Genomic DNA, 22,805 nt, shown 5'->3' on the forward strand with positions numbered 1-22,805 from the left:
CGTCAGTCGAACCAGGGGTCCAACCCGTACAACGGGAAAATCTCCTTGCGCGTGGCGATGACGGTCCGGTCCACCTCGTCCGCAGGATCGTAGCCGACCTCCCAGGAGCGCCACCAGACGTCCACGTCGTCGCCCATGGTCTCCGGGGCCCACACACCGTACGTTTCCTTCACGTATGTTCGCCAGGCTTCCGGCACCGGGGTGCTGAGTGGCACCGGGCGTTGGGTCACCATCCCGATCAGGTGGCTCCATGCACGCGGAACCACGCCAGTGACGTCGTATCCGCCTCCCCCGGTAGCGATCCAGCGGTTGTCACAGTAGCGGGCAGCAAGGCTTGCGACGGCGGACGCCGCCTCACGCTGCCCGTCGACGCTCAGGTTGAGGTGCGTCAGGGGATCGTCACGATGGGAATCACAACCGTGCTGGCTGACAATCACTTCGGGTTGGAAGGCGCCTACGAGCTGAGGGACCACGGCATGGAAGGCCCGCAGCCAGGCCGCGTCTCCCGTGAACGTAGGGAGCGCCACGTTCACTGCTGTTCCGGGCGCGTCCGGGCCTCCGGTTTCATTGGCGAAACCCGTCCCGGGGAAAAGGGTGAGGCCTGTTTCATGCAGGCTGATGGTCATGACACGGGGGTCGTTCCAGAAGATACTCTGCGTTCCATCGCCGTGGTGGGCATCGACGTCAATGCTGACGATCCTCTGCACACCACCGTCGAGCAACCGCTGGATGGCCATGGCGACATCGTTGTATACGCAGAAGCCACTGGCCCGCTCCCGCGCTGCATGGTGCATGCCACCGCTGAAGTTCACGGCACGAACAGCGTGCCCGGATAGGATGCTGTCGGCCGCCAGAAGCGAGCCGCCGGCAAGTCGGGCGCTGGCCTCGTGCATTCCGGCAAACGCAGGATCGTCCTCCGTGCCCAGGCCACGATCTTCTTCGGGATAGGACGGGTCTTCACTGACGCGGCGTACAGCCTCCACATACTCGCGGCTGTGGACCGAGAAAAGCTCGACGTCGGTTGCCACACCGGGTGCTTCCACCGCCACATGCCGGTGCTCGAACAATCCCAATGATTCAGCCAGCCGGGCCGTAAGTTCGAGCCGCTGCGGCGCCATCGGATGACCAGGCCCAAAGTTGTAGGCAGTCATGGCTGGATCCCACACCACCGTCGTTGGCAGTGCGGAGCGCGTAATGCTGGAAGCTGTGGTTCCAAGCCTGGAGTTCATCCAGAACAGGCTACCTGAGGCCGGAGGACCCGTTCGCCCGGTTACACCGCGGGAATAGTGGTTTACTACTCAAGAAAGCTTGTTCAACCGAGGAAGAGCGCCATGTCTCAAAGCCAGTCGCGGTCCACGAGCCCGACCAACTGGCAACCCAACCAGCAGGAGCGGGAAGGTCTCTGGATCTTCACCCGCGTACGCGACTTCATCGACAACATTGCCAACACCTCACCGGCGCGTTTGGCGTTGACCGTCTTCGCGGTGGTGATCCTGGTGTTCACCGGGTTGTTGTCCCTCCCCGCCGCCTCCACGGCCGGTACGGTCACTCCCCTGCACCAGGCCATGTTCACTGCTGTCTCCAGCGTGTGCGTTACCGGATTGACGGTGGTATCCACCGCCACCCACTGGACCTTTTTCGGTCAGCTCGTCATCCTGGTGGGCATTTTCGTTGGCGGCCTTGGCACCTTGACGCTCGCCTCCCTGCTGGCCCTCATGGTCAGCAAGCGCCTGGGCGTGCGCGGCAAGCTCATCGCCCAGGAAGCCATGAACAACGCGGGCCGGCTCGGCGAAGTTGGTACCCTGCTGCGGATCGTCATCGTGACCTCGGTGGTCATTGAGGCGGTGCTGGCACTGGCACTGATTCCGCGCTTCATGATCCTCGGCGAAGACTTTTGGCAGTCCGTGTGGCATGGCGTGTTCTACTCCATTTCCGCTTTCAACAACGCCGGTTTCACTCCGCACTCCGACGGAATCGTCCCCTACGAGACCGACCTCTGGATTCTGATTCCGCTCATGCTGGGGGTCTTCCTCGGCAGCCTGGGCTTCCCCGTGGTGATGGTGCTCCAGCAAAACGGGCTCAACTGGAAGAAGTGGAATCTCCACACCAAGCTCACCATCCAGGTCTCCTTCATCCTCCTCGCGGCAGGCACGGTGCTCTGGGGTCTGATGGAGTGGGACAATGTGCGCACCATCGGGCAAATGGATCTGGGTGACAAGATCACCCACTCGCTCTTCGCCTCCGTCATGACACGTTCCGGCGGCTTCAACCTGGTGGACCAAAACCATATGGAATCCACCACCATGCTTCTCACTGACGCCCTCATGTTCGCCGGGGGTGGCTCCGCCTCCACCGCGGGCGGCATCAAAGTGACCACCATTGCCGTCATGTTCCTCGCCATCATGGCCGAAGCCCGAGGCGACGCGGACGTCAAAGTCTACGGTCGCACCATTCCCCAGGGCACCATGCGCGTGGCTATCTCCGTGATCGTCGCGGGCGCCACCCTGGTGTCCGTGGCCGCGTTCCTGCTGCTCTCCATCAGCGGCGCTTCCCTGGACCGGGTGCTCTTCGAATCCATTTCCGCCTTCGCCACCGTGGGACTGAGCACCAACCTCAGTGCCGAGCTGCCGCCGTCGGGCGTTTATGTCCTTACCGCACTGATGTTCGCCGGCCGCGTCGGCACCGTAACCTTGGCTGCCGGCCTGGCACTGCGCCAACGCAGCCAGCTATACCACTACCCGGAAGAGAGGCCAATCATTGGCTAGTACCACGGGGGCCGCCAACCGCCCCGCCCACAACGCGCCAGTGCTGGTCATTGGCCTGGGCCGTTTCGGTTCCGCTACCGCCGAGCAACTGGTGAAGCAGGGCCGTGAAGTCCTGGCCATCGAACGCGACCGCACCCTCGTCCAGAAGTGGGCGCCCGTGCTGACCCATGTGGTGGAGGCTGACGCCACCAACATCGACGCCTTGCGCCAGCTTGGCGCCCAGGAGTTCAGCTCTGCCGTAGTCGGCGTGGGTACGTCCATCGAATCGTCCGTGCTCATCACGGTGAACCTGGTGGACCTGGGCATCCAGCACCTGTGGGTCAAGGCCATCACGCCCTCCCACGGCAAGATCCTCACCAGGATCGGCGCCAACCATGTGATCTACCCCGAGGCCGACGCCGGTGTCCGGGCAGCCCACCTCGTGTCCGGCCGGATGCTCGACTTTATCGAGTTCGACGACGACTACGCCATCGTCAAGATGTACCCGCCCAAGGAAACCGTCGGCTTCACGTTGGAAGAGTCCAAAGTGCGTTCCAAGTACGGCGTGACGATCGTGGGCGTGAAGACACCCGGCGAGGACTTCACGTACGCCAGGCCGGAAACCAAAGTGTCCGGCCACGACATGTTGATCGTGTCCGGACACGTGGACCTGCTGGAGCGCTTCGCAGCGCGACCTTAGGGTTGGGCCTTAGCCCAGCTGCTTGGTGATTTCCGCCGCGCGGGCTGCGGCGGCGCGGGCTCCATCGGCAATGATCTTGGGGATCCCGCCATCGTCAAAGGCCGCGATGGCGCGCTCGGTGGTTCCGTTGGGGCTGGTGACGGCGACGCGGAGGTCAGTGGGGTTGGCGCCCGGCTCGGCCAGCATGAAGCCGGCGCCCGCCACGGTTTCGCGGGCCAGCATGACGGACAGCTCCGCATCCAGGCCGAGCTCGACACCAGCAGCGGCCATCGCCTCGGCCAGATAGAACGCGTAGGCCGGGCCGGAGCCGCTGATGGCGGACAGGGCATCCACCTGCTCTTCGGGGATCTCAACTATGGTGCCGGCGCCGGCAAGCGCCTTCTTGGCTTTTTCGAGCTGATCCGGCGTGCAATGGGTGCCGGGCGAGACAGAAACGACGCCCCGTCCCAGCCGTGCGGGCGTGTTGGGCATGGTGCGGATCACCGGTTGCCCCTCCGGCAGGGCAGCTTCCAGCTGAGCGATCGACACAGCCGCAGCAACGCTGACCACGATGGTGTCCTTTGCCAGGGCCGGGCTGATTTCCCGGGCAAGGTCCGTGATGCCCACTGGCTTCACGCCCAGGATGACCATCCCGGAGCCTTTGGTGGCCAACTTGTTGTTGTCTGGCTCCTCCTCGCCCGCGATAGCCATGACGTGATGGCGCTGCGCCAGCTCGTCTGCACGTTCCGCACGCCGGACAGTGGCGACGATGTCGGACGGGTCCGTCCCTGCGGCGAGAAGGCCACCCAGGATTGCCTCGTTCATGGATCCACAGCCAAGGAATGCGATTCGGTTGCTCATGGCTCCATCATTGCAGTTGGTCTCGGACGGGGTCTAACGGATTCCGAATATCAGGATTCCCAGCAAGTTCCCAAGGTTATTGCAGGCAGCACCCATGCAGGGTGCCTAACGTAGTTATTACCTCATTGAGGGTGCGAGTGATGAGGCGGGCATGGGGATGTCCGCCAGCAGCACCGGTGGCCGGGCGGGTTTTCCCCCATTTCCCGATTCGGCCGCCGGTGCTTTCGCATTTAAGCCTGGCATACACCCGTTAAACACCGCAGCTGCCGCCCCGTAGCAGGGCGACAGCCGCGGTCAGAGGCTCGACGCCGTTAGTTGTCTCCGCTGCGGACCAACGGGATGCTGAGGTGCTGCCGCGCGAAGCGCAGGGTTTCGGCCAGCATTTCCTCGCGCTCCCCCGCTACCTTTGCCTTGCGGGTGGAAATCTCCGCCACCACCACACCGTCAAAGCCACTGGACGCCAAATGCTGCAGGGCATCGGCGCACTGCTGTGTCCCGGTGCCCGGAACCAGGTGCTCGTCCTTGCCCGAACCCGACCCGTCAGTGAGGTGGACGTGCCGGAGCTTGCTGCCCAACGCCGTGATGGCTTCCAAACTGTTGGCCCCCGCAGTGGCGGCGTGCGAGAAGTCCCACGTGACGTCGTCGTAATCCTGTCCCAGCGGGTCCCAGTGCGGCAGGTAAGCCAACGCCTCCCGCCCACGGACGCGCCATGGGTACATGTTCTCCACAGCGATACGAACTTGGTAGGTCGCTGCCATTTCGCGAACGCCCTCTACGAAGTTCTCGGCATAGTTCGACTGCCAGCGGAAAGGCGGGTGCACCACGACTGTGTCACAGTCCACCTCAGCGGCCATCTGGCAGGACTTCTCAATCTTGCTCCACGCAGTCCCCCACACCTGCTGCGTCAACAGCAGCGTGGGGGCATGGATGGAAACAATCTTCTGGTGGTACCGGTGGCTGAGCTGAATCAGGGCGTCAGGATTCTGGCTCACCGCATTGTTGGTGACCATCACCTCAACGCCCTCGTAGCCCAAGTCCTGAGCCACGGCGAAGGCGTCATGGACGCTCAGGGGGTAGACGGAGGCGCTGGACAGCGCCACTGGAATCTGGCGGTCATTCACTTCAGGATCGACGTCGTTGCTCATCTCAGGAGGCCAGCCCGCCTGCCACTGGGGCCGGGATGGGTGAAGGGGAAATTACAGGGACAGGGAATTCTTCAGTTATGGGCCGGGCCTCGTCACTGTCCGTAGACTTGGCCGCTTCCTTGGCTGCTTTCTTCTTGGACTTGTCCTTCTTGCGCTTGCCCACATGGGGCGCAGGATCAAGAGCTTCCTCGAAGACCAACTGGTCAAGGCGGCGAAGGATCAGGCCTTCGCGGAGTGCCCAGGGACAAATCTCCATTTTGGGGAATTCAAAGAGTTCCAAAGCAGCCTCGGCAACCAGGGCACCAGCCAACAACTGGCGGGCGCGGGCATCCGAGACGCCGGGAAGGTACAACCTGTCTTCCACCGTCATGGCGGAGATACGTTGAGCCCACAGGCCAAGGTCCGCCGCGTGCAGTTCCCGCTTCACGTAAGGTCCCGCAGCGCTCGGTGCGGCACCGGCGATTCGAGCCAGTGAACGGAACGTCTTGGACGTCCCGGCCACCAGGTTTGCACGGCCAAGTTCGTGGAAGTTGCGGACCACGGGTTTCAGGGTGGAGCGAATGTAGCGTCGTAGTTCCTTCACGCTCTTGGCAGTAGGAGGGTCGTCGTGGAGCCAGTCCCGTGTGAGGCGGCTGGCACCGAGCGGGACGGACGTGGCAAGCTCCGGGAGCTCATCCGTTCCGTAGGCCATTTCGAAGGAACCGCCTCCGATGTCCAAGTCCAGGATGGGCCCTGCGCCCCACCCATACCAGCGCCGGACCGCGAAGAAGGTCATGGAGGCTTCTTCGCTGCCAGTGAGTTCCTGGAGGGTCACAGTGGTTTCATGTTTGACCCTTGCCAAAACCTCCGGACCGTTGGTGGCCTCGCGGATGGCCGAGGTACAGAATGCGAGGAGATCCTCCGCTTTGTGCCTGGCGGCGAACTCCCAAGCTTCCAGCACGAATTCAATGAGCTCGTGTTGCCCGGCGTCGTTGATGTTGCCATCGTCGTCCAGGTATTGCACCAGCGAGAGCGGGCGCTTATGGGAAGCGAAAGCTACCGGGCGCGCGCCGGGATGAGCATCCACCAGCAGGAGATGGACGGTATTGGACCCGATGTCGAGAACGCCAAGACGCATTCTGCCATTATTCCCCGAACCGAAGCCCGTGAAGCAACTTGTAAGCCAGGTTTCGCCGACTGGATTGCACCCGCCCGTTATTCGACGGGCTCTCCGGCTTCGTCGGCCCTTTTGAAGTCGCGGCGGATGTTGGCAATGCCTTCAGGGTCGATTTCGAAGCCGAACTCGCTTCCGGGATTGATCACCATGCCCAGTTCATCCCCAATGTTGCCGAGGATCGCTGAACCCATGGTGCCCAGGACGTGCGGGGCCGCTTCGAGGAAACGCTCATCCACGCGGCTTGGGTGGCTGAAAACCGCCAGGACAGGCTGGCCGTCGGCATTCGAGAGCACCAACGGCTCCACGGAGGAATCAGGGCCGTCCACAGCTTCAGAGCTGACAAGGTAAACCTCGTTGTTCAGGAAGGCGAGGATGACGTCCACCGGGTTCGCGTCCGGCTGTTCGGCCAAAGCGAGCTTCGCTTCGAGGTCGTTCAAAGGTTCGTTGTCCGGAGAAACCGTCTGTTCAGTCATGGTTCTACTCGACCACGATGCAGGCCGGGACGCAATTCACGAAAGCAATCCCGGCCGGCATTGATGCTACTTCTTGGCTGCGGTCTTCCGCGCCGGGGCCTTGCGGGTAGTGGTCCGCTTGACCGGCCCCTTGGCGCGCTTTTCCGCCAAAAGTTCGACGGCGCGTTCCCGAGTCAGTTCCTCCAGCGAGGTGGAACGCGGGACCGTAATGTTGGTGACGCCGTCGGTGATGTACGGGCCGAAACGGCCTTCCTTCACCACGATGTTCTTCTCCGAGACAGGGTCCGGGCCGAACTCTGCCAGCGGCGGGACCGAGGCACGTGCGCCGCGCTGCTTGGGCTGCGAGTAGATCTCCAGGGCCTGTTCCAGCGTGATGGTGAAGATTTCCTCTTCGGATCCGATGGACCGGGAGTCCGTACCCTTTTTCAGGTACGGCCCAAAGCGACCATTCTGCACGGTGATGGGGTTGCCGTCCGCATCCTCGCCGAGGACCCGGGGCAAGCTCATCAGTTGCAGGGCCTCGTCCAGGGTTACTGTATCCACGGTCATGGACTTGAACAGCGAACCCGTTCGCGGCTTGGCTTTTACAGGCTTCTTCGGCGGCTTGGGCTTGCCGTTCTTGTAGTACTCCACCGGCTGGTTGGCCAACTGTTCCTCGGTCATCTCCGGGATGATCTCGGTGACGTAGGCACCGTAGCGGCCGTTCTTGGCGACAACCGTGTGGCCCGTGTGCGGATCAGTACCCAACACCCGCTCCTCGGGGGCTGCGGTCTCCATGAGTTCCTTGGCCTTCGCAGCCGTGAGCTCGTCCGGGGCAAGTTCCTCGGGGACGTTGGCCCGTGCGGACTCAACCACCTCGCCGGTCTTCTCGTCCACTGTGGGAATGGAGCTTTCAAGGTACGGGCCGAACTTTCCGACACGCAGCGTGATGCCCTCGGCAATGGGCACGGAGTTGATCTCCCGGGCATCGATTTCGCCGAGGTTGTTGACGATGCTCAGCAGGCCGGGGTCTGCGTCTTCACCGTAGTAGAAGTGCTTGAGCCAGGCGGCACCGACGGCCTGGCCGTTGGCGATCTTGTCCAGGTCACCTTCCATATCTGCGGTGAACTCGTAGTCCACGTAGTCGGTGAAGTGCTGCTCCAAGAGGCGGATAACAGAGAATGCGATCCAGCTGGGAACCAAAGCGGAGCCCTGCTTACGGACATAGCCACGGTCCTGGATGGTGGAAATGGTGGACGCGTAGGTGGACGGACGGCCGATGCCCCGCTTTTCCAACTCAGCGGTCAGCGACGCTTCCGTGTAGCGCGGCGGCGGCGACGTTTCGTGGCCGACGGCCACGATGTCCGAAGCCGTGAGGGAATCATCCTTGGCAACGTTCGGAAGGCGACGGGCTTCGTCGGATTCGTCGTCCCCACGGCTCTCGTCCTTGCCCTCTTCATAGGCTGCAAGGAAGCCGGGGAAGGTGATGACCGTACCGGAAGCCGAGAACTCGGCGTCGCGTCCGTCAGCGGCCACTGCACCGAGGCGGATAGTGGCAGTAGAACCCTTTGCGTCAGCCATCTGGGAAGCGACCGTACGCTTCCAGATGAGCTCGTAGAGTCGGAACTCGTCGCCGCTCAGTTGCTTGGCAACCTGAGCCGGGGTCCGGAAAGAGTCACCAGCAGGACGGATGGCTTCGTGGGCTTCCTGGGCGTTGGCAGCCTTGTTGGCGTAGACGCGTGGGCTCTGGGGCACATACTCGGGACCATAGAGTTCAGCGGCCTGACGGCGGGATGCTGTGAGGGCCTCGTCGCTCAACGCCGATGAGTCGGTACGCATATAAGTGATGTAGCCGTTTTCATACAGGCGCTGGGCAACCTGCATGGTGCTCTTCGACGAGAAGCGGAGCTTACGGCCGGCTTCCTGCTGCAGGGTGGACGTGGTGAACGGCGCTGCGGGGCGGCGCGTGTAAGGCTTGGTATCTACCGAGCGGACGCGGAAATCAGCGTTCTCCAGGCCGGCGGCCAACGACGTCGCCAGTTCCTCGTTGAGGTGAACCACGTTGGAGGAGGTGAGCTGGCCGTTGTCGTTGAAATCGCGGCCGCTGGCAACCTTGGCGCCATCCACAGCGGCGAGCTTGGCTTTGAACGAGCCTGAGCCTGCACCGAACTGGCCTGTCAGGTCCCAGTAGGACGCTGCCCGGAAAGCCATGCGTTCACGTTCGCGGTCAACCACCATGCGAGTGACCACGGACTGCACACGGCCCGCTGAGAGTCCGCGGGCTACCTTGCGCCACAGGACGGGGGAGATTTCATAGCCGTAAAGGCGGTCCAGGATGCGGCGCGTCTCCTGGGCATCCACCAAGGCGGTATCAACGTCGCGCAGGTTGTCCATGGCGCGGTGGATGGCTTCCTTGGTGATTTCACCGAAGGTCATGCGGTAAACGGGAACCTTGGGCTTCAGGACCTCCAGGAGGTGCCACGCGATGGCCTCGCCTTCGCGGTCCCCATCGGTTGCGAGATAGAGCGCATCAGCGTCTTTCAGCTGTGCCTTGAGCTCGGCAACCTTTTTCTTCTTGTCCGGGGAAACAACGTAGTACGGCTTGAAGTCGTTTTCGACATCTACTGCGAACTTGCCCAGCGAGGTCTTCTTCAGTTCGGCAGGGAGGTCCGAGGGCTGCGGGAGATCCCGGATGTGGCCGATCGAAGCCTCGACGATGAAGCCCTCGCCAAGATACTTGGCGATGGTCTTGCTCTTGGCGGGAGACTCCACGATCACGAGTTTCTTGCCGGTTTTTGCCTTGCTGGGCACGGTGCTCCTACAGAAAAAATGTGTATTTGGGCTGCTGCCCATATTGGCCTAGTTCACCATAGTTTGCAGAATCCTGCGTTGTGGTGCGGAAACCAGGACGGACATTCGACGGCCCGGCGGGGCAGTTACTGACCGGGTGCTACGCGGTCATCCGGGATCATTGACCACAAGGTTGCCACACGTTCGGCCCCTTCGGGTATCTGAGTGGGATCCTCAAGTTCGTACTCCCGTACTACCTCACGGATTCTGTCCAAAAGTTCCCTGCGCTGTGGGTTGGTCAGGTACAGCAAGTTGCTGGAGAGGACAACCGCTGCCGGTTCTTCCCCGGCCTCCCCCCGTTGACGGCGTTCCCCGCGGGCCTTGGCGAAAGCGGAAGCCCGGCGCCGGAAGGCATCCAGCTCCAGATCCACCACGGCTATCTCGGGACTGGCAACGCTGCCTCCCGAGATGGTGAAGTCTGTTCCGGCAGCTTTCCAGCGACGCTCCCGGGCATCGCCGGCGTTCTCGGCCGGAGCCACGATCCCCCACTTTTGGAGGGCCCGAAGGTGGTAGCTCATGGCACTGGGCGTGAGACCGGTCCTGGCAGCGAGTTCCGTGGCTGTGTGGCTGACCTGCGTGGCGTAGAGCTCGGAGATGACCTCGATCCGGGCAGCGTGCGCCAATGCCCGGATAGCCTTGGGATCAGTGATCTCAACGGTCTTCTCGGCACGCTTCCGCCGAGGAACGTCGCCTGACGCCTGGGATGTTTCATTGTTCGCAGTCACTTCATCAGTGTAGTCAGGGTCACTTCCCGGAGGTCCGGTGTTTGATGAGCGCGGCGCCGCATCCCGGATCATGCGCTGACCTGCGCCGGGTCCGGGAGCAGGAACCCCTCCAGGACCAGGTTGGTGACATCGCGGAACAGCCCCTCACGGAAGGCAGCTTCATCGAAATCTTCGCCACCGCCCAGGAGCGCCACCAGTGCCGAGACGATCTGCTGAACGGACAACTCGCCATCGCAGGCCGAGACGAAGCCGGCGAGCTCTGTGCTCAGCAGGTTGGTTCGACGAAGACCAGCGCCCTGCCGCAGGAGGATGACTCCGGGATGGACTGCCCCTGGGCGCTGGTGCCGTTCCTCAGTGACGTCCTCCGCCACCACCAGGTGCGCACCCTGTATTGGATGGGCCGCCAACCAATCGGCTCGTTCCACGGCGGCGCCCAAGTGCGGGCCGATGGGCTGCTCGATGGGGTAGGTGATTTCCTCGAAACGGTTGATCACGGCCGAGTGCCCGGATTCCGGGCGGCGCAGCCAGACCATGCCGAAGCCAATACCATCCACGTTTCTCGACGCGAAATCACGCAGGTAAGCGGCGTACGACTCCCTATATTGCTCACCTTCACGGTTCTGCGAGGCGTCCTGCAGCCAGGTCTCCGCGTACTGCTCAGGTCCCACCTGTTCCCGTTGGATGAACCAGATGTCCAGGCCAGAGCCCTGGAGCCATGCTGTGGGCCGGTCCTTCCAGGCCGTTTCCGACGCAATCTCCCAATTGCCCAGCATCTGGGCCGTGCCACCCGGCGCGAGGACCCCGGCGAGGGACTGGATGAGGGAAGAGACGATCTCGTCGCCGGGAAGTCCACCGTCGCGGTAGGTGAATTGCTCGGATGACGATTCACCTCCTGTGCGCGGCGTGATCACGAAAGGCGGATTGGACACGACCAGACCGAACTTTTCGCCCGCAACTGGTTCCAGGAGCGAGCCCAGCCGGAGGCTCACCCGCTTCTCCAAGTCATGGGGGTCCAGCCCCAGCTCTGCTGCGTTCAGCAGCAGGTTGAAGCGGGTGAAGGCGAGGGCCCGAGCGGAAATGTCCGTGGCCGTCACATGCTCGCAGTGGTGCAAGAGATGGAATGTCTGGATGCCGCATCCCGTTCCCAAGTCCAGGGCACGCTCGGTGTGCTGCCGGAACGTGGTTTGGACCAACGTGGTGGATGCCCGCCCAATTCCCAGGACGTGATCATGCCGCAGGACTCCCGGCTGCTGGTGGGCTGCGAGGTCGCTGGCAACCCAGAGTTCCGCCCCGCCGGTGCCATCCGTGTTGGCGTCCCAACCATAAGGGCGCAGGTCAACCTTGGCCCGGACGACTCCCGAGTCCACTGTGACCAAGCCCAGTTCCTCAAGCCCTTGCGTTCGTATGCCGGGAAGGGCCGCGTCCATGTCGATGACGGACTGTGGGACCGCGAGCAGCCAGAGGCGGACAACCGCTGCCAGCGACCTCATGGCTGTGTCCTTGGAATCTGCCAGCCGCTCACTGGCAAGGAGTGCCGGAACGAGTTGGTCCCTGCCGAGTGCCTCCGAGGCGGCCTCTCCCAGATGTTCCGCCACACCGTCCACCGTGTAGGAGACGGCACGAAGGTCCGCGGCGAGCGCCAAGAGCAGCTGGGGATGGTCGCTGCGGGGGGCATCGTCAATATTGCCGGCGGTAAACAAAGAAGGTGTGTCAGTCACCTTGCAAGTGTAGGGGCGGCACAGGGGCCCGTGGATCCTTTGGTCTGCGGTATGTGGACAAAGACCCGCCCCGGAAACCGGTAGCGTTGGAATCATGCTCAACTTCTCCACCACAAGCCGCCGAGCGGGCCTTGTTGCCATCACTGCGGCGACACTGCTGGGAGTCTGCGCCTGCCAGCCGCAGGCCAACATCGCGGACGCGGACGTCCCCGCGTGGAAGGAAAAGGTCCTCCCGGCGGCCACAGGCCCGGTTCTGGAAGACTCCGGCAAGATCCTCAACCGGGACCCGCTGACCAAGGAAGCGTCCAGCGTGCCTGCCGGGAACTACACACTCACCATGGCGTGCGACGGAGGCGGCAAGGCGTACTTCGCAGTGTCTTCGGACGGCAACAAGGTGGCCGACGCAGCCGCAGCGTGCAACGGCAGCCTCGATGTGGTGAAGATCAAGGTACAGGACAGCGGTCCCCTCAGTATCTCCACCAGCAGCGTCGATGCCCCATTGATCTTCGCCTATCACCTCGTACCAACAGCGAGCTAGAACGTCACCACTGCCTCCCCGGAAATACCTTCAGCCATCGGCTGCGCGGGCGTAAAGTCAGTGCATGGGCAGCAAGGCAGCTCGCTCGGTGAGGTCGCAGCGGCTGGCGAGGGCCGCCGTCGGACTTCTCATTGTGATGTGCGGCAGCATGACGGCGTGCGAATACACCTACGACGACGACGGCAGGCCGGAGGCCAGCCCCACGTCAACAGCGGGCAATGTGGTTCTTCCGCCCGACCCTGCGCTGGAGCAGACAGTCACCGGCGATGCCCTGGACGAGTGGGCAAAATCGGCGTTGCCCGAATCGCAAGGGCAGTCGTTCTACTCCAGCAGTGGCTACCTTAACCCTGGCGAGTCCAAGTCTGAGCAAACCGTCCAGTTGCCCGGTGGGACCTATGCGGTGACGTTGGCGTGCCGTGGGACACGCAGGGTGATGTTCGCCGTCAAAGTGGGCGAGGCAGAGCTCGTGGACTTGACGCTGGGGTGCGCCAACGCTCGGGTGAGCGTGGTGCAACTGGAGACAGACGCCGTGCTGTCCATCACCGTCGGGTCCAGGTCGGACGCCAACTTCGCTTACAGGGTGAGCAGGCTCTGAAGCCCCTAGGCGGCTTCGCAGCCTCCGGGGCATCGCAGCGTCTCAGGGCTGGAAGCGCACTCCGCACAGTAAAGGGTCAACGTGCGGCAGCTGAGATTGGAGCAGTTCTCGAATTTATTGGTGGGCGCCGCGCAACGGACGCATTCACCGATGGTCTTCGCGTCCTCGCTGAACTCCACGTGCATGCGCTTGTCGAACACATAGAGGGAGCCCTCCCAAAGGCCCTTGTCCTTGAACGTTTCGCCGTAGCGGACGATCCCGCCGTCCAGTTGGTAAACCTCTTTGAAGCCTCTGTTGACCATCAAGCTGGACAGCACTTCGCAGCGGATGCCCCCCGTGCAGTAGGTGACGACCGGTTTGTCCTTGAGGTCGTCGTACTTCCCCGAATCGAGTTCCTTGATGAAGTCGTGGGTGGTGTCCACATCCGGAACGATCGCGTCCTTGAACTTGCCAATCTGGGCCTCGAACGCGTTGCGGCCGTCGAAGAACACCACATCTTCGCCACTGGACTTCTTGGCGTCCACCAGGGCGTGGAGTTCCTCGGGTTGCAGGTGCCTGCCGCCCCCGACAACGCCGTAGTCGTCCACCTTCAACTCACCGGGAGCCCCGAACGACACGATTTCATCGCGGACCTTGACGCTGAGGCGCGGGAAGTCCGCGGCGCTGCCTTCGGACCATTTGAAGTCGATGCCGTGGAAACCCCGATATTCGCGCGTCGTCTTCACATACTGCTTCATGTTGTTCAGCTCGCCACCCACAGTGGCGTTGATGCCATCCTTCGAGATAAGGATCCGGCCGGTGAGTCCCAACTTTTCGCACAGGGCGCGCTGCCACAGACGCACGGCGTCGGGGTCGGCGATCGGGGTAAAGCCATAGAAGAGCACAATTCGGTTCAAAGCCACTATTCAAGGGTACTGGGTGCAGTAAAATCCACCTTTGCCGGGGGGCGCCGGATGCCCTCGCGGGTGAAGAAGTCACAATTCCATAAGCAACGATCCTTCGGCTGACTACGCTCTGTTGCTTCACCGGGTGCTGGCATAGTCTCTCTACATGAGTCCAGACGCCTTGGTTGAAGACATTGCGCACCTCTTGGAAGTCTGGGTAGCCGGTTGGTCCGGTTGCCGCGGCTATCAGTCACGCCAAGAAGGACGCTTCCCTGCCGCTCTTCGCGCCGACAAGACCGGTGATTGGGAGTATTTCGCCCATGACCCCTCGGACGAAGAGTTCACCGCCTTGGCGGCCAAGACCGCAGAAGCCCCCACCCGGATCCTGACGGTCCTCACCAACGACGTCCAACGGTACAAGTACCTGGCTGAACAGCACGGGCTCACGGTGACATCGGCTTCGCAAACCATGATGATCGTGGACATGGAAACCCAGGACGCCGAAGATCCATGGCTCCCGGACGACGATCTCGAACTTGCCACCTCGGAAGCGAACGGAGTCCATCACGCAGTGGTCCACTCCGGTGAACAAGTTGCCGCCAGCGGTCGGGTGTTCGTGGTGGACGGCACCGCGGTCTTCGACAAGATCGTCACTGAACCACAGTTCCAACGGCGCGGCTTGGGCAGCTTCATCATGAAGGCCCTCGCTGCCCAGGCTTTCTCGCACGACGTCGAAAACGGGCTTCTCCTGGCATCCTTGGACGGCCAGAAGCTCTACTCCCATCTTGGCTGGGACGTGGTCTGCCACGTGCTCATGATGTCGGTCAGCGGCGCGGAAGGATCAGATCTCTCGGGGGCCTGAGAAGCGCCGCTTCGCGGCCATGTTCGACGGCGGTGCCCACGGGCGCCGCCGTTTGCGTGCCCGCACAGTGACAGAATGATTCGGTGGCTGCACCAAATTCGCTGATCTCCATGCTGGGCCGGACTCCGGACCCGGAGCAGCTGCGCCATGTCCACACGATCCCTGCCCGAAAAGCCGTCAACGAACCGTGGCCTGGCTGGGTGCACCCGGATGTCGTGGCGGCCTACGGATCGCTGGGCATCCACGAACCCTATAGACACCAGATCCAGGCCGCGGAGCTCGCCCATTCCGGCCAGCACGTAGTCATCGCTACCGGAACCGCTTCCGGCAAATCGCTCGCCTACCAGCTCCCCGCCTTGGACGCGATCCACCGCTCGGAGCTGCGGGTCCTGTCCGATCCCGGGAAAATCCACGACGACGGCGCGGTCACCCTGTACCTGTCCCCCACGAAAGCCCTGGCAGCGGACCAGCTCGCAGCCATCCGCTCGCTGAAGTTGCCAACCGTGCGGGCGGAAACTTACGACGGCGACACCGACGTTTCGTCGCGCCGTTGGATCCGTGACCACGCCAATTTCATCCTGGCCAACCCGGACATGCTGCACTTCGGCATCCTTCCCAACCACACGTGGTGGGCGAGGTTCTTCCGGAGGCTGCGGTACGTGATCGTGGACGAGGCCCACAGTTACCGCGGCGTGTTTGGCTCGCATGTGGCCAACCTGATGCGCCGGCTGCGCCGGATCTGCGCCTACTACGGCGCAGGGACGTCCTTCCCTGAGCCGATATTCATTGCTGCTTCCGCCACGGCATCCGACCCCGGAGTTTCCTTCGGGAGGCTGATCGGGGCCCCCGTCCGGGAGGTTTCCGAAGACTGTTCTCCACACGGCTCCACCACCGTGGCTTTCTGGGAGCCCGCGCTGACTGACGTCAAGGGTGAAAATGGAGCCAAACAGCGCAGGACAGCCGTGGCCGAAACCGCGGACATCCTGGCCAACCTTGTTTCGTCCCGCGTCAGGACCATCGCCTTCATCAAGTCCCGACGAGGGGCGGAGTCCATTGCGTCCATCACCAAAAGACTGCTGGACGAGGTTGACCCCAGCCTTCCGGGCCGAGTGGCGGCCTATCGATCCGGCTATCTGCCGGAAGAACGGCGCGCCCTGGAGCAAGCTTTGAGGTCCGGTCAGCTGCTGGGGGTCTCCAGCACCTCTGCCCTTGAATTGGGCATCGATATCTCGGGGCTTGATGCCGTGCTGGTGGCTGGCTGGCCGGGTACCCGCGCGTCGCTCTTCCAGCAGATCGGCCGGGCAGGGCGGGCAGGCCAAGACGCCATCGCCGCCTTCGTGGCCAGCGACGACCCCTTGGACACCTATCTGGTGAACCATCCGGAAGCGATCTTCGACGTGTCCGTGGAAGCCACCGTCTTCGATCCGGGCAATCCCTACGTCCTGGGGCCGCACCTTTGCGCGGCCGCGGCCGAGTTGCCTATCGGACCGGCGGAGCTGGATCTCTTCGGTCCCACCGCCGAGGACCTCCTGGACCGCTTGGTGGTCCAGGGATATCTGCGCAAGCGGCCCGCGGGGTGGTTCTGGACCCATCCCGAGAGCGCTGCCGGGATGGTGAACCTCCGGGCAGATGGTGGTGGTCCGGTGAGCATAGTCGACGCCGAGACAGGGTCCCTCCTGGGAACCATGGACTCGCCACAGACGCACTATCAAGCACACACGGGTGCCATCTACGTCCATCAAGGCGAGAGCTACCTGGTGGAGGACCTGAACGAAGCGGACCATTGCGTGATGGTGCGGCGAGTGAACCCCGACTTCTACACCACGGCACGGGACGTGACCCAGATCGAAGTATTGGAAACGTCGCGCTCGGTCCAATGGGGTGACATCACCGTGCATTTCGGCGACGTCAAAGTGACCACCCAAGTAGTCTCCTTCCAGAGAAAAGCCTTGATTTCGAATGAGATCCTCGGTGAGGAACCGCTGGAACTCGGTGCCCGCGACCTCTTTACCAAGGCCGTTTGGTTCGTGGTGGACAACCGTTCACTGCATGGGGCCGGGCTGGTGGAAGCCCAGTTTCCTGGTGCGCTGCATGCCGCTGAACATGCCGCCATCGGCCTCCTCCCCTTGGTGGCATCCAGCGACCGCTGGGACATCGGCGGCGTGTCGACCGCTCTGCATGCTGACACCGGGGTACCCACGATCTTTGTCTACGATGGCCACCCTGGCGGCGCCGGATTCGCTGAACGGGGTTTCGAGAAGGCCAAGATATGGTTGACGGCCACACGTGAGGCCATCAAAGCCTGCGAATGCGACGCCGGCTGCCCGTCCTGCGTTCAGTCCCCCAAATGCGGCAACAAGAACAACCCGTTGGACAAGGCAGCCGCCATCACTCTCCTTGGCGTATTGCTGAAGGACGCGGTCTAACCGACGCTGTGCCGAAGCGAGCAGCCGCGGCTACGGCGGCTTACGGAGGCGGCCCCGCACGCGCCTTGCCGCTGGCAACACCCCACTGGAAAGGGTGTGCCAGTTCCGTCGCAACTTCCACCTCCTCCCCGCCGACTACGGTGCAGGAAGTGAGTTTCGCCTGGTGGCGTCCCGCTACGTCCGCGGCCACGGCACACGGGTCTCCGGGAGTGAGGCCCCGAGCGGCATCGGCCCCGGCCAGTGCTGCGAGATCTGCGGCGGTGGCAGCACGGGTCCCCATGGCCGCGGCCTGCGCGAGGAGAACCACCACAACCAGCAACGCCATCACGACGGCGCCCAATGTCAGCGCCAGAACCGTCCCGGACCCGCGGTCGGGAGGGGAAGCCGGCAGCACATCGTTCACGGCGTACCGGCCTCTCCCCTGGCAGACGCAAATGCTGTCAGCTTCCACGGGATAAGGTGCCCCAGTGCTCCCCCGACAGGTGACGAAGCCGTCACAGTGAGCCATTCGCCGTCGTGGGTCTGGGTTGAACTCGCTCCCTCTCCGGCAAGGCGTTTGACGATCCCGTCCACCGAAGCGGGTGCCTCGCCCCTGGCAGAAGCACGTGCTCCGGCCCTGGCCGCTTCTTCCAACCGCAGCTGGGTGATGCCCGCAGCGCCGCCTGCCAGCAGGAATGCCAAAAGTAGAATCACAGCTGGCAAAGCGACGGCGAACTCAGCGGTGACCGCACCCCGTTCCTTACCGCCATGGGAGGCTCTCCAGCGGGCAGGCAGCACGTACGTCATGGCAAGGACAGTGCCGTGCGGATCAGGTTGAGCAGGAAACCCCGGACTTCCTCGCTGCGAAGGATGACCACCAGCAAGCCCGCGAGGCCTACCGCGGCAAGGGTGGCGATAGCGTACTCGGCCGTGGCCATGCCCAGTTCGGAGCCCATCAGCTTGGTCCTGGCGCTTGCCCGCGTCCAGAAGCCATCGTCCTGAAGTCGCCCGTCCTCGAACTCCTCAAGGTCCTCTAAGCCGGGTTCGTACTGCCCCGGTTCATACTGCCCCAGTTCGTACTGCCCGGGTTCGTCCCCAAGATCGGATTGCTCGAGATCGTTATGTTCCAACTGGTACTCGGAGAGTTCGTATTGCTGGGTTGTCATCGGTATCCCGGAGGAAGCCTCAGGGACTTCAGCCGGCCGGTCCTGGGGCACATCACTGAGAAGGTCGGGAAGTGTAGTGGACAGTGTTTTCACGGGTGGAGTTCCTTTCATATATGCCAGCGCTTTCGCCGGCTGGTTCGACTCTTCCGTGCCGCAAAGAGCCCCGAAAGTGAGGGATCACGTCAAGTGGATAAACCTCTGTGCGCTCCGGATGTGGAGGGAAAGTGGTCAGCTGTCACAGCTCAACCGGAGGGAAGCATCGCAATCAGTACGGGGACGATGCCAAGGCAGATGAAGGCCGGCAAGGAGCACAAGCCCAGAGGAACCACAAGCTTCACGCCCAAGGCAGCCGCCCGCTTCTCCGCGGCGCGAAATTGCTCGCGCCTCTCCCTGGCGGCCTGCGCGTACAGAATGGCCGCCGAAGGGGCCCCTGTCAGGGCAGCGAAAGCCAGTGCATCCTTCAACCGCACGACTTCGGTGGCGTGTTTGGTGGGCGCCCGCCAAGCGGTTTCCCAGTCGACGCCAATCGCCAGCGCGGCCACCACGGGCCTCAGCGACTGGCTGATTGGAGGCGCGGCGCACCGGGCAATGAGTTCCAACGCCCGGCCTATTCCAGCCCCGGCATCAAGCATTGACGCCATCAGCTCCAGCATCATCGCTGTATCGCGAAGACCGTCGGGAAGGTGCAACGGTTCCCTGACCTCCACTGCGACGCCGGGCCGTCGCGAAGAGTAGTCCGGCGCGGTGTCATCCCCGCTGCCTCCACCAAACCGGGACCTCACCCGCGCCGGCAAGGCGAAACCAACGAATGCAGCCAATGCCAGGACGGCCATCATGATGAGGATCCAGACCCCGGCCATCAGACACCTCCGGAAGCGGACACCACCAGGCGTGATGACCAAACCCGTCCGGCCACCGTCAGCAGGAGCCCGGCACCAAGAGTGGCAACACCCCAGATGTTGTCCAGGAGGATTCCCAACGGATCAACCCCCAGGGCCATCCCCAGCACCAACCCGAACACCGGCAGCCACGACAACAGCCGAACGGTTGCCTTGGGCCCTGCGAGCGCCGTCTGCCGTGCGGCTTCAGCGTCCTCTTCGGCTTCCAGCTGGGCTGCGAATCGAGCGAGGAGATCGGCAAGGGGACACCCGCTGGTTTCGGCCACCTCCAGGCAGGCGGCCATCTCCATCCACACACGACGCTCCGAACTGCCACGACGGCGAAACACTTTTCCCGCCGCCCCACGGATCGCTTGAGCCGGTGAGCCTCCCACTGCCGACGCTGCCCGTACCGCGGCGAGGACCTTCAGGGATTCTTCGGAGAGCCGGGCCGGGCTTTCCGCCGCTACGCGCGGGCCGCCGTCCATGGTCGCCTGGAAGCCGTGGACAAGCCACAGCTCCTCCCAGAGCCTGGAAGATCCCCTTCCACCCCGCAGCAGCGCCGCGATTTGCTGCACCAACACCACCAAGGACAAAGGCTCAGTCCGCTGCCGCCGCGAGAGAGCAAGCCGCGGACGGCGATGGGCAACCTCGCCCCCATCGATGGGCGCATTACCCAAGCTCATCCGAACCCGCGGGCCGTCAGCGCGGAGGCCCCGGAGGTGCAACCAGGCCGCGAGAGCAGTAACAAGGACCAGACCGATGATCAAGGTTCTTGTCCCGTGCCTGCTGACGGACCAAAGTCCGGCAGCCTGTGCTGCGGGGCCGGCCCTGCCGCCGGGGGTGAGGCCAAGGAAAGCCTGGCGGCCAGGTCCTGCCACGCCGGACCCCGGGTCATCCCCGACGGACTCCAGCAGAGGGCATTCACCACCTTCTGGCCCTCGTTGCCGTCTGCCAGTACGCCGATGGATGCAATTCTCCGTCCAGACTGGGTTCGGTCGACGTGAATCACTACGTCCAAAGCGTTGGAGACCTGCAAACGCACGGCCTCAGCGCTCAACCCTGCGAGCGCCCCGAGAGCAACCAATCGTGCCGGCACAGCTTCGGCCGTATTGGCATGGATGGTGCCGCCGCCACCCGTGTGCCCCGTGTTGAGTGCGGTCAGCAGTTCACGGACCTCAGCGCCACGGCATTCACCGACGATGAGCCTGTCCGGCCGCATACGCAAAGCCTGGCGGACCAATTCACCGAGGTCCAGCGCACCTCCGCCCTCAAGATTCCCGTGCCGCGATTCAAGAGTCACCACGTGTGGGTGGACGGGGTTGAGCTCGGCAGCGTCCTCGATCAGGACAAGCCGCTCCTTCGGGTGGCTCAGGCCGAGCATGGTGGACAACAGGGTTGTCTTGCCGGAACCAGTGGCCCCGCTGATCAGGAAACTGAGCTTCCGCGCCATGATGGCCCGGAGTACCACCTCGACAGGCTCTGAAAACATGGCGCTCTCCCTCAGCTCAGCCAGAGTGAACACTGCTTCACGTCGGATGCGGATGGACAGCAAAGTGCCTGCGGTGGATATCGGTGCGAGGACAGCGTGTACGCGATAGCCACCGTTCAGTCGGACGTCCACGCAGGGAGAGCCGTCGTCCAATCGACGGCCGCCGGCTGAAACCAGCCGAACAGCAAGCGACCTGATGTGTTGTTCAGAGTCGAAGTAAACGGCCGAGCGTTCCAACCCGTTCCCGCGATCCAACCAGACAGAATCCGGACCGTTGACGAAGATGTCAGTCACAGCGGGATCGTGGGCCAGTTGCTGCAGGGGTCCCAGCCCATTCAACTCGGCATTGATGGATTCCACTGCCTCCAACGCCCCGGCCGTGCCCAGCAACCGGCCGCTGGCTTGGACGGCGGCTGCGACTGTGGACGGTGTCACAGGACCGCTGCCCGCGAGCACCGACTCCCGTACAGTCTCAAGGAGAACGGAGTCCAACCGGCGGCCCTGCCGGCGCCGATCTCCTTCGGCAAATCTGTTCACTGGAAGGCTCCGTTCAACTCCAGCACGTCATCCGCAAAACGGATCACGGGCTTTCGGCGGCCGAGTTCCAGCAACCGGCCAGCGTCGGTGCCGGCTGCCACACCCCGTAACTCCGGGATAATGCCCAACAACGGCAATCCGAGGGACTCCGCGATGAACGGAGCATCCACGGAGGAAGCACCGCCCCCACGGACCAGCAGCCCCGCGTCTACCGGTGGGAGTTCGTTCAGGAGGTGCGCTGCCGCCACGGCGGATTTGAGGTTGGGCGTAGCGAGCAGCACTATCCTGTCGCAGTCCCATGCGAAAGTCCTCAGTCCCTCACCACAGCGCCCAATGTCGACCACGATGAGTTCGAAGCTCCGGCGTGCGGCATCCATGACTGCGGCGTGGGCGCCCGCATCAGGGACATGAACCGGTTCCCGCGTCCCGGGCCATGACAGGTAGGCGAAGCCCCCGGCCATGGGCAGGGAATCCCGGAATTGGGTGGGATCAATGCTGCCCCGTGTCTCGGAGAAGTCGGGCCACCGTAGGCCTGGGACGTCGTCGGCCGTAACGGCCAGTTCCAATCCGCCGCCCCAAGGATCACCATCGATGAGCATGGTGCTGATGCCGTGGCCGGCCGCAGCCTGGGCGAGCCAAATTGAGGCGGTGGTGGCTCCTGCTCCGCCCGACCCCCCGATGATTCCCAGAACGGTCCCCCCGAGGTCGGGAGAGCCGGACATGCTGAGGTGTTCCGCCAACCATGCGGCAGCCTCGGGCAGGACTGCGACCCGCTCGGCTCCAAGTGTCGCCGCCAACCGCCATAAGCCGTCCCCTTCTGTGGCTTTTCCCAGCAGCACAGAGGGGACCCTTCTCCTCGGCGGCAATTCGCGGACATCGCTGCCCACCAAAACGACATCCGCGCTGTCCCATCCGGGGGAGGCCCCTGTCACATCCGTGGCCGTCCGCAACGTTCCCCCTGCGGCCGCGACTATCCGTTTGGCTTCCTCCTGAAAATAGGCGTCGCCGGAGACGAGGAGGATCTCCGCGGCATTGTGCGGCACCCATGATCCATCCGTCCCCACCTCGACTGCTTCGCTGCTGGTTTGTCTGTGTCGACTTTGTCTGTCTCGACGATC

The 22,805-nt window shown here is 63.3% G+C and carries 22 protein-coding genes; 6 read left to right on the top strand and 16 right to left on the bottom strand.

Annotation, left to right across the window (positions count from 1 at the left end):
- Nucleotides 1-2 precede the first annotated feature (2 nt).
- On the bottom strand, nt 3-1,229 hold the full coding sequence (locus FQP90_RS20970) for an acetoin utilization protein AcuC (RefSeq protein WP_144653000.1): 1,227 nt from the start codon (nt 1,227-1,229) through the stop codon (nt 3-5).
- Nucleotides 1,230-1,331: 102 nt separating this feature from the next.
- On the opposite strand from FQP90_RS20970, the gene FQP90_RS20975 reads away from it, so the two are divergent.
- Nucleotides 1,332-2,765, top strand: a complete 1,434-nt coding sequence (locus FQP90_RS20975; RefSeq protein WP_144653001.1) for a TrkH family potassium uptake protein — start codon at nt 1,332-1,334, stop codon at nt 2,763-2,765.
- A gap of 40 nt (nt 2,766-2,805) precedes the next feature.
- A complete protein-coding gene (locus tag FQP90_RS20980; protein ID WP_011775951.1) occupies nt 2,806-3,444 on the top strand; it encodes a potassium channel family protein in 639 nt (212 codons plus the stop codon).
- A 9-nt stretch (nt 3,445-3,453) separates the two neighbouring features.
- On the opposite strand, the gene proC is transcribed toward FQP90_RS20980, so the two are convergent.
- The 7 genes from proC to FQP90_RS21015 all read right to left on the bottom strand — a co-directional run bounded on the left by proC (nt 3,454) and on the right by FQP90_RS21015 (nt 12,330).
- Nucleotides 3,454-4,284 carry a pyrroline-5-carboxylate reductase gene (proC, locus tag FQP90_RS20985; protein WP_144653002.1) on the bottom strand — a complete coding sequence of 277 codons (831 nt, stop codon included), beginning with the start codon at nt 4,282-4,284 and terminating at the stop codon, nt 3,454-3,456.
- A gap of 311 nt (nt 4,285-4,595) precedes the next feature.
- Nucleotides 4,596-5,429: a sugar phosphate isomerase/epimerase family protein gene (locus tag FQP90_RS20990; protein ID WP_144653003.1), complete on the bottom strand. Its 834-nt coding sequence runs from the start codon at nt 5,427-5,429 to the stop codon at nt 4,596-4,598.
- Between the two features lies 1 nt (nt 5,430).
- Nucleotides 5,431-6,546 (bottom strand): Ppx/GppA phosphatase family protein, encoded by a 1,116-nt coding sequence (locus FQP90_RS20995; protein ID WP_144653004.1) that lies wholly within the window; start codon nt 6,544-6,546, stop codon nt 5,431-5,433.
- Between the two features lie 77 nt (nt 6,547-6,623).
- Nucleotides 6,624-7,058, bottom strand: coding sequence for an SseB family protein (locus FQP90_RS21000; protein ID WP_144653005.1), 435 nt, complete (start codon nt 7,056-7,058; stop codon nt 6,624-6,626).
- Nucleotides 7,059-7,124: 66 nt separating this feature from the next.
- Nucleotides 7,125-9,848 carry a type I DNA topoisomerase gene (gene topA / locus FQP90_RS21005; protein ID WP_144653006.1) on the bottom strand — a complete coding sequence of 908 codons (2,724 nt, stop codon included), beginning with the start codon at nt 9,846-9,848 and terminating at the stop codon, nt 7,125-7,127.
- Between the two features lie 125 nt (nt 9,849-9,973).
- Entirely contained in the window at nt 9,974-10,684 is a 711-nt protein-coding gene (locus FQP90_RS21010; protein ID WP_144653007.1) for an ArsR/SmtB family transcription factor, read from the bottom strand.
- Nucleotides 10,681-12,330, bottom strand: a complete 1,650-nt coding sequence (locus FQP90_RS21015) for a N5-glutamine methyltransferase family protein (protein WP_167510533.1) — start codon at nt 12,328-12,330, stop codon at nt 10,681-10,683. The genes FQP90_RS21010 and FQP90_RS21015 overlap by 4 nt, the downstream gene beginning before the upstream one ends.
- A 94-nt stretch (nt 12,331-12,424) precedes the next feature.
- Here FQP90_RS21015 and FQP90_RS21020 point away from each other — a divergent pair, with 94 nt between their 5' ends.
- Both FQP90_RS21020 and FQP90_RS21025 read left to right on the top strand, forming a co-directional pair.
- Nucleotides 12,425-12,868: a hypothetical protein gene (locus FQP90_RS21020; protein WP_144653009.1), complete on the top strand. Its 444-nt coding sequence runs from the start codon at nt 12,425-12,427 to the stop codon at nt 12,866-12,868.
- 64 nt (nt 12,869-12,932) lie between these two features.
- Nucleotides 12,933-13,463, top strand: coding sequence for a hypothetical protein (locus FQP90_RS21025; RefSeq protein ID WP_144653010.1), 531 nt, complete (start codon nt 12,933-12,935; stop codon nt 13,461-13,463).
- Between the two features lie 5 nt (nt 13,464-13,468).
- Here FQP90_RS21025 and trhO read toward each other — a convergent pair whose 3' ends face one another.
- Nucleotides 13,469-14,365, bottom strand: a complete 897-nt coding sequence (gene trhO, locus FQP90_RS21030; RefSeq protein ID WP_144653011.1) for an oxygen-dependent tRNA uridine(34) hydroxylase TrhO — start codon at nt 14,363-14,365, stop codon at nt 13,469-13,471.
- A 148-nt stretch (nt 14,366-14,513) separates the two neighbouring features.
- On the opposite strand from trhO, the gene FQP90_RS21035 reads away from it, so the two are divergent.
- Complete coding sequence (locus FQP90_RS21035; RefSeq protein WP_144653012.1) at nt 14,514-15,209, top strand: GNAT family N-acetyltransferase; 696 nt, start codon at nt 14,514-14,516, stop codon at nt 15,207-15,209.
- A 110-nt stretch (nt 15,210-15,319) separates the two neighbouring features.
- The gene (locus FQP90_RS21040; RefSeq protein ID WP_439898663.1) at nt 15,320-17,635 is read left to right on the top strand and encodes a DEAD/DEAH box helicase; all 2,316 of its coding nucleotides are present in this window, start codon (nt 15,320-15,322) and stop codon (nt 17,633-17,635) included.
- A 40-nt stretch (nt 17,636-17,675) separates the two neighbouring features.
- Here FQP90_RS21040 and FQP90_RS23690 read toward each other — a convergent pair whose 3' ends face one another.
- The 7 genes from FQP90_RS23690 to ssd all read right to left on the bottom strand — a co-directional run bounded on the left by FQP90_RS23690 (nt 17,676) and on the right by ssd (nt 22,730).
- On the bottom strand, nt 17,676-18,038 hold the full coding sequence (locus FQP90_RS23690; protein WP_280116001.1) for an Rv3654c family TadE-like protein: 363 nt from the start codon (nt 18,036-18,038) through the stop codon (nt 17,676-17,678).
- Nucleotides 18,035-18,421 carry a TadE family type IV pilus minor pilin gene (locus tag FQP90_RS21050; RefSeq protein ID WP_144653015.1) on the bottom strand — a complete coding sequence of 129 codons (387 nt, stop codon included), beginning with the start codon at nt 18,419-18,421 and terminating at the stop codon, nt 18,035-18,037. The genes FQP90_RS23690 and FQP90_RS21050 overlap by 4 nt, the downstream gene beginning before the upstream one ends.
- Nucleotides 18,418-18,873 carry a DUF4244 domain-containing protein gene (locus FQP90_RS21055; protein ID WP_144653016.1) on the bottom strand — a complete coding sequence of 152 codons (456 nt, stop codon included), beginning with the start codon at nt 18,871-18,873 and terminating at the stop codon, nt 18,418-18,420. The genes FQP90_RS21050 and FQP90_RS21055 overlap by 4 nt, the downstream gene beginning before the upstream one ends.
- Nucleotides 18,874-19,022: 149 nt before the next feature.
- Complete coding sequence (locus FQP90_RS21060) at nt 19,023-19,640, bottom strand: type II secretion system F family protein (RefSeq protein WP_144653017.1); 618 nt, start codon at nt 19,638-19,640, stop codon at nt 19,023-19,025.
- Nucleotides 19,640-20,428, bottom strand: coding sequence for a type II secretion system F family protein (locus tag FQP90_RS21065; RefSeq protein ID WP_167510534.1), 789 nt, complete (start codon nt 20,426-20,428; stop codon nt 19,640-19,642). Before FQP90_RS21065 ends, FQP90_RS21060 begins: the two co-directional genes overlap by 1 nt.
- Entirely contained in the window at nt 20,425-21,687 is a 1,263-nt protein-coding gene (locus FQP90_RS21070; protein WP_144653018.1) for a TadA family conjugal transfer-associated ATPase, read from the bottom strand. The genes FQP90_RS21065 and FQP90_RS21070 overlap by 4 nt, the downstream gene beginning before the upstream one ends.
- Nucleotides 21,684-22,730, bottom strand: a complete 1,047-nt coding sequence (gene ssd / locus FQP90_RS21075) for a septum site-determining protein Ssd (protein ID WP_244296905.1) — start codon at nt 22,728-22,730, stop codon at nt 21,684-21,686. The genes FQP90_RS21070 and ssd overlap by 4 nt, the downstream gene beginning before the upstream one ends.
- Nucleotides 22,731-22,805: the final 75 nt, after the last annotated feature.

This window comes from Paenarthrobacter nitroguajacolicus (genome assembly GCF_007786235.1).
Classification (GTDB): Bacteria; Actinomycetota; Actinomycetes; order Actinomycetales; family Micrococcaceae; genus Arthrobacter; species Arthrobacter nitroguajacolicus_A.